The organism is Methyloversatilis sp. XJ19-49, from assembly GCF_024580145.1.
Classification (GTDB): domain Bacteria; phylum Pseudomonadota; class Gammaproteobacteria; order Burkholderiales; family Rhodocyclaceae; genus Methyloversatilis.
The window spans coordinates 51208-57719 of the sequence record NZ_JANINI010000001.1; the positions used below are offsets into that span (position 1 = coordinate 51208).

3 protein-coding genes are annotated in these 6512 nt (G+C 62.8%); 1 reads left to right on the top strand and 2 read right to left on the bottom strand.

Annotated features, from left to right (window positions below; translation table 11 throughout):
- Window positions 1-89: 89 nt before the first annotated feature.
- Window positions 90-1097: a GGDEF domain-containing protein gene (locus tag NMQ16_RS00220; RefSeq protein ID WP_257078453.1), complete on the bottom strand. Its 1008-nt coding sequence runs from the start codon at window positions 1095-1097 to the stop codon at window positions 90-92.
- 160 nt (window positions 1098-1257) lie between these two features.
- Between NMQ16_RS00220 and NMQ16_RS00225 the strand changes: the two genes are divergently transcribed.
- Window positions 1258-4920 carry a DUF748 domain-containing protein gene (locus NMQ16_RS00225; RefSeq protein ID WP_257078454.1) on the top strand — a complete coding sequence of 1221 codons (3663 nt, stop codon included), beginning with the start codon at window positions 1258-1260 and terminating at the stop codon, window positions 4918-4920.
- Window positions 4921-4963: 43 nt separating this feature from the next.
- On the opposite strand, the gene NMQ16_RS19185 is transcribed toward NMQ16_RS00225, so the two are convergent.
- On the bottom strand, window positions 4964-6301 hold the full coding sequence (locus NMQ16_RS19185) for a PAS domain-containing protein (protein WP_306441599.1): 1338 nt from the start codon (window positions 6299-6301) through the stop codon (window positions 4964-4966).
- Window positions 6302-6512: the final 211 nt, after the last annotated feature.

Consider the following 6512-nt stretch of genomic DNA (forward strand, 5'->3'; position numbering starts at 1 on the left):
CCGGTCAAAGGAAGGGCCGCTTATGCGGCCCTTTTCTTTTTCATGCCTTCAATCGCGCGTTCCGTTGCGATCGATCGCAGCCTGTCGTTTCAGAACAGTTCGATCGCGCCAGAGTTGTCGACTTCGAGCAATTCGTCGCTTCGCAGCAGCGCCTCATGAGAATGCACCTGATTGCGACCGTGCTTCTTTGCGTGATAGACGGCGCGGTCGCCCCGGTCGACTGCGCTGCTCGCGTTGTCCATTTCGCGAACCCGGGTGAATCCCACGCTCGCGGTGACCGTGCCGACCTGCGGGAAGCTGAAGCCGGCAAGCTGTTCGCGAAAGAACTCGAAGGCGAGCATGGCTTCACCTTCGTGTTCGGCGCGCAACAGCACGATGAATTCTTCGCCGCCGAAACGATAGAGTTGTTCGCTCTGGCGAAACGCACTGCGCAGCAGGCGCGCAACCAGCAGCAACACTTCGTCTCCGATCAGGTGCCCGAAGTTGTCATTCACCCGTTTGAAATGATCGACATCGATCACGCCCAGCCACCACGACAAGGGCCTGTCGTCTTTTGTCGGTTCAATGCATTTGATGAACTGCTCATCGAAGGTCTTGCGGTTAAGCAGGCCTGTCAGGCTGTCGCGCTCGCTGTAATCGAGCAGCGTGATCTGGTTGCGATAGATCTTCAGCAGACCGCTCACCAGCCGGAGTTGCACCGGCAGCAGTGGCTGCTCGCTGATCAGTTCGATGATACCGAAGCGTCGGGGTCCGGCCCATACAGCGAAAAGATTGAGCCACGGACCGTCATCGTTGCGCAGCGGCAGATCGAGCAGCGGTTCGTCCTGCGCGAAAGCCTGCTCGAACTGGGGGCGCGAAGTCAGTTGTGGCAGCGCTTCGAGCGGCGTCCAGGAAGGGTCGGCCGCAACCATGCCTTGACCTTTTTCCATCCCGGCCTGCAGCAGAAGACGCAGGTCCGATCCGTCGCCGACGCAGCGATACAGATTCAGACGCAGCGGGTCGAGCCAGTCCCCGAGCACCGAAACGAAGGTACTGTCGATGAGATCACGGTCGCGGTATCCGGTGAGATTGGCGACTGATCCGATGAGGTCTGACATAAACGGCGGTGTACCCGGGAGGAAGGAATTCGAAGGGTTTATCGGCCCGCTTCCGCCTGCACTTTAGCGCGTCCTTGGCGTCGATCCTCGCCGGCGCGCAGAGCGCCGAAGGCGCTGTGCGGTGATACGCTCCGCTTTCACTGTACCTGACGGATGCCGCATGCCTGTCCAGATTCTCGAATCCCGCCCACGCCTTCGCAAGACACTGATCGGTTTGATCATTTTTCTTGTGCTGTTCGGCCTGTTCGGCTTCTTTGCAGCGCCACACATCGTGCGCTCACTGGCGGAAAAGCATGGCTCGGAATTTCTCGGCCGGCAGCTCACGCTGAAAGAGGTTTCGATCAATCCCTATACGCTCGAACTGTCGCTGGCCGGCCTGCGCATCCTTGAATCGAACGAGGAAACCGAGGCGCTTAGCCTTGCCCGGCTGGCGGTGGATGTCGAGTGGTCTTCGCTGTTCCGTGGTGCGCCGATCGTTCGCTCGGTAGAGATCGATCAGCCGCGCATTCGTCTGGCACGCATTGATGCGTCGACCTACAACTTCAGCGACGTGCTGAACAAGATTCTCGACCAGCCATCGACCGACGACGAGCCAGCGCGCTTCTCGATCAACAACATCGTGCTGCGCGGCGGCCATATCGACATCGATGACCAGCCTCTGGGGCGTCAGCACACGATCAGCAACATCGAAATCGGTTTGCCTTTCGTGTCCAATCTGCCGTCGGACGTGGCACTTCATGTCGAGCCGTCGATTTCTGCGCGGGTCAATGAGGCCGCGTTTGCGCTGCAAGGCAAGGTACGACCCTTCACCGACGAGCGCGAAGCGACGCTCAAGCTGGAATTGAAGGCACTCGATCTGGCGCGAAGCGACGAATACTCGCCGGTACCGCTGGACTTCCGCATCGCCAGCGGCACGCTCGATACGGACATCGAGATCGGTTTCCGGCAGCCGCTGGATGGCGAGCCGCGCATCACGCTGCGTGGAACGCTTGGCCTGCACGATCTGAAACTTGACGACATGGCCGGTGCCGCGCTGATCAAGCTGCCAGCGCTCGACGTCGTACTGAACGAGATTGAACCGCTGATCGGCAAGGTCGACATCGCCAGCGTTCGCATCGACCAGCCGGATATCGATGTCGCGCGCGCAAAGGACGGTCGCCTCAACCTGTTGTCGCTCGTGCCATCAGGCGGGACGGCGCCGACCGATATTGCCCCGGCCGACGCCGCGGCCACTGCTCAGCCGGCAGCCGCCACGAAGCCGGACATCAGGATCACGCTGCTCGAAGTGGTGCAGGCACGCATCGGCGTCATTGATGCGGTGCCGGCACGCCCGTTCGCCTTCGTCGTTGAACCGATCGACGTCGTGCTGCGCGACTTTTCGCTGCAGGGCGAAGCGCCGGCCACGCTGGTTGTGGACGCAAAGGGCGATGGCGGCCTGCAGATCAAGGTGGAAGCCCGTGTGACGGCCGCGACAATGACTGCCGACGGGGAACTGTCCATCGCCAGCCTGGATATCCCGCGCTTTGCCGGCTATCTGCCGACATCGCTCGACTTCATGATCGAGCAGGCGCAGGCGCGGCTCGGCGCGAAGCTGAAGATCGCACTGGTCGAGGGCGTGCCGCAGGGTGAAGTGACGGTGACCGAAGCGGGGGTCGGCGGGCTCAAGCTGGTGCGCAAGGGCGCCAGGCAGCCTTTCATTCAGGCTGACGACATCGTGCTGTCCGGCGCGACAGTGGATCTGGCGGCCCGAACAGTGAAGGCGGACGCGTTCGATATCGTTCATCCGAAGCTGCGCGCTGCGCGTGAAGCCGATGGCAACATCGATCTCGCAGGAATTGTCACGGCATCGTCCCCGCCCGTGGCAGCGGCACCAACCGCACGCGATCCCCAGCCGAACGGTGCGTCGTGGACCGCCTTGCTCGGCGCTTTCCGCCTGAAGGAGGGTGCGGTTCGGTTCGAAGACCGCACGCTGGCCAAGCCTGGTGTGGTCGAACTGGACAAGATCGCGCTGACGGTGGACAACATCGGCACGGACAAGACCCTCAAGTCACGTATCGACGTGGCGTTCCGCGATGCGGCGGGCGGCCTGTTCGGTGCGCGCGGCGGCTTTTCGCTGCAGCCGGTGTCAGCCAGCCTCAAACTGGACGCGCGACGTCTTGACCTGCTGGCCGGACAACCCTGGATGGCCGAGCGGCTCAACGCCGAATTGCTGCGCGGCAATGTCAGCCTGCGCGGCGACCTGGGCGTGCAGGTCGCGCCGGCAGGGACCTGGGCTCTGTCGTGGAACGGCGAGACGACGGTGGCCGATGTACATCTGACCGACAAGATCCATGCCTCCGACCTGCTGAAGTGGCGCACGCTGTTCATCGGTGCTGTGGCGTTGAAGCTCGACAGCAGCAAACCCGATCTGCTGTCTTCGCTGTCGGTCGGCGAGGTTGCGCTGTCCGATTACTTCGCCCGCATCATCCTTTCGAAAGAGGGCCGACTCAATCTGCAGGATATCGTCAAGCAGCCGGCCGGCGCCGCCACTTCCGTAGCGCCGCCGGCCGCTCCGGTCGCAGCCGCGCCGCCGGCGCCGCCCAAGCCACCGGCCTCACAGGGTGCAGCGCTGGCGAAGATGATCGATGCGGCGCGGCCGCCGGTCGACGTGAAGACGATCGTACTGCAGGGCGGACAGGTCGATTTCAGCGACTTCTTCATCAAGCCGAACTACCGCGCGCAGCTTTCGAAGCTGGGCGGACGGGTGTCCGGCCTCAGTTCGAAGTCGGGTACCGCAGGCGAAGTCGAACTGCGCGGCGTGGTCGAAGGTTCGGCGCCGATCGACATCACGGGCCGCATCAATCCGCTGGCCGGTCCGCTGTTCCTCGACATCAAGGCGAATGCGCGCGGCATCGAGCTGGCGCCGCTTTCACCGTACTCGGGCAAGTACGTGGGCTACGGCATCGAGAAGGGCAAGCTGAGCGTCAGCATCGCCTACAAGATCGAGAATGACCAGCTCACGGCACAGAACAATGTGGTGCTCGACCAGCTTACCTTCGGCGCGCCGGTCGACAGTCCGGACGCGATCAAGGCACCGATCCTTCTTGCCGTGTCGCTGCTGAAGGACCGCAACGGCGTCATCGACATCAATCTTCCGATCAGCGGCTCGCTGTCCGATCCACAGTTCTCGATCGGTGGTCTGGTGGTGAAGGTGATCGTGAACCTGATCGTCAAGGCCGTCACATCGCCATTTGCGCTGCTCGGGTCGCTGTTCGGCTCGGATGCCGACCTCGACCACGTCGCGTTCGAACCCGGACGGGCTTCGCTTGGCGACACCGCGCGCGGCAAGCTCGATACGCTCGGCAAGGCGCTGGCCGACCGGCCGGCGCTGAAGATCGAAGTCACCGGCCGTACCGACCGCGCGACCGACGTCGAGGGGTATCGCCGCGCGCTGCTCGACAACAAGGTGAAGGCTGTCAAGGCGGCGAAAACCAAGGTGCCAGTCGACGAGGTGGTGGTTGATCCGGCGGAGTACCCGGATCTGCTGGAGACGGTGTACAAGGCAGCGTCGTTTCCGAAGCCGCGCAATATTGTCGGGCTGACGAAAAGCCTGCCGGTCGGCGAGATGGAAACACTCCTGCTCACCAATACCGAAGTGAGCGATGAAGATCTTCGCCTGCTCGGACTGGCACGTGCGCAGGCGGTGAAGGACTATCTCGCACAGCAGGCAAAGATCGATGACGCACGGCTGTTCGTCATTGCGCCGAATACGGTGGCAAAAAACGGCGAGAAGACAAGTGATGCCAGGACATCACCGGCTCGCGCCGATTTTTCGATCAAGTAGCCGCTGCACCGGGGGCGCAGATCGATCTGCCTGAGCGCCAGTTTCAGTGGCTGGCTTCCTGCGCCGGAATGATGTGGGCAATCTGTTCGGTCGCCTCGCGCGTGCGTTCGGACAGTGTACGCACCTCGTCGGCCACAACCGAGAAACCGCGTCCGGCATCGCCCGCACGCGCAGCTTCTATCGCGGCATTGAGTGCCAGGCGGTTCGTCTGGCTGGCAATGTCGCGGATCGTGGTGACGATCTCGTGGATCTTCTGCACGTTGTCCTTCAATTGCTGGCGCTGGTTCAGTTCCAGTTCCTGCAGGTGGCGTTCGTTCAGTTCGCTGTCGATGCTGGTCAGCGCCCCGACGGCACGCAGTGGCGTGCCGTCGGGGGCGCGCCGCGTGCGGCCGCGGGCGCGGAACCAGCGGTACTGGTTGTCCTTGCAGCGCAGCCGGTAGTCGATGCAGTAGGGCGTACGACCGCTGCGGTCCATCAGATGGTCGATGAAGGCCTTGAACACGGCCTGCTTTTCGTCCGGATGCAGACGCGAAGCCCAGCTGTCGAGTACGTTCGGAAACTCCTCTTCGGTCTCGAAGCCGACCAGCTGCCGGAACTGGTCCGACCACCAGAAGGTGTTCGACGGATTGACCGGGTCGCCGGCGACGACGTCGAGGTCCCAGATGCCGTCGTTGAGCATTTCGCTGGCCAGCGTGAAACGAGTCAGCGTGACGTCCAGCATGGCTTCGTCTTCACGGCGCTGCGTGATGTCGGTCAGCGATCCGGCAATGCGCAGGGACTGGCCTGATGCGTCGAAGGCCGTCACGACGCGACCGCGTATCCAGCGGTAGCTGCCATCCCTGGCGGCGATCCGGTACTGCATGTCGGGCCAGCTGCCGTCGCGCCGGTTGCACCAGGCGTGGCTCAATGCCTCCAGAGTGGCCTTTCGATCATCCGGGTGCAGGCGGCTCGACCAGCTCTCGAGCCGGTTCGGAAAGTCGGCTTCGCTTTCAAAGCCCAGCATGTGGCGCATGGTGTCGGACCACCAGACGGGCGCTTTCGGATCCAGCGTGCGGCTGTCGCCAGGCGTGGCTTCCCACAAACCCGCATCGGACACCGATGCCATCATTTCGCTGCGCGTACGCGCCTGATCGCCCGCCTCACGGACTTCATTCAGCTCAGCCTTCGTGGCCGCGAGATCGCCTTCCAGCTGCCGAACCTGCTCTTCAGCGTGGTGCAAACCCTTCTTCAGGCCATTCAGCGCATCCGCCAGCGAACTCAGCAGCGCGCGCTGTCGTGCGCCCCCACCGGCAGGAGGTGCGTAGCCGTCGCCACGCGATGCGCTGTCTGCGATCTTCTGGATTTCCTGCGGAAGGTTCGACCCGAAAAAGCTGTTCAGCATGTTCTTATTCCCCCGTTATGTGTCCGCTCGTGGCGAACCTGTAGCAAGGCGATCGGTGCGCCTTGTGGATTCGTGGTTAGCGGACGCTGCGGCCGGATACTTGAAGCATTTCTTCACGCTGCAGGGACGATGATTGCGCAAAGAAATTCCGGATTTCGAGGCACGACATGCTGCGCTGCGGCTGGGGGGCGGATGCCGCGCGGCATCCGCC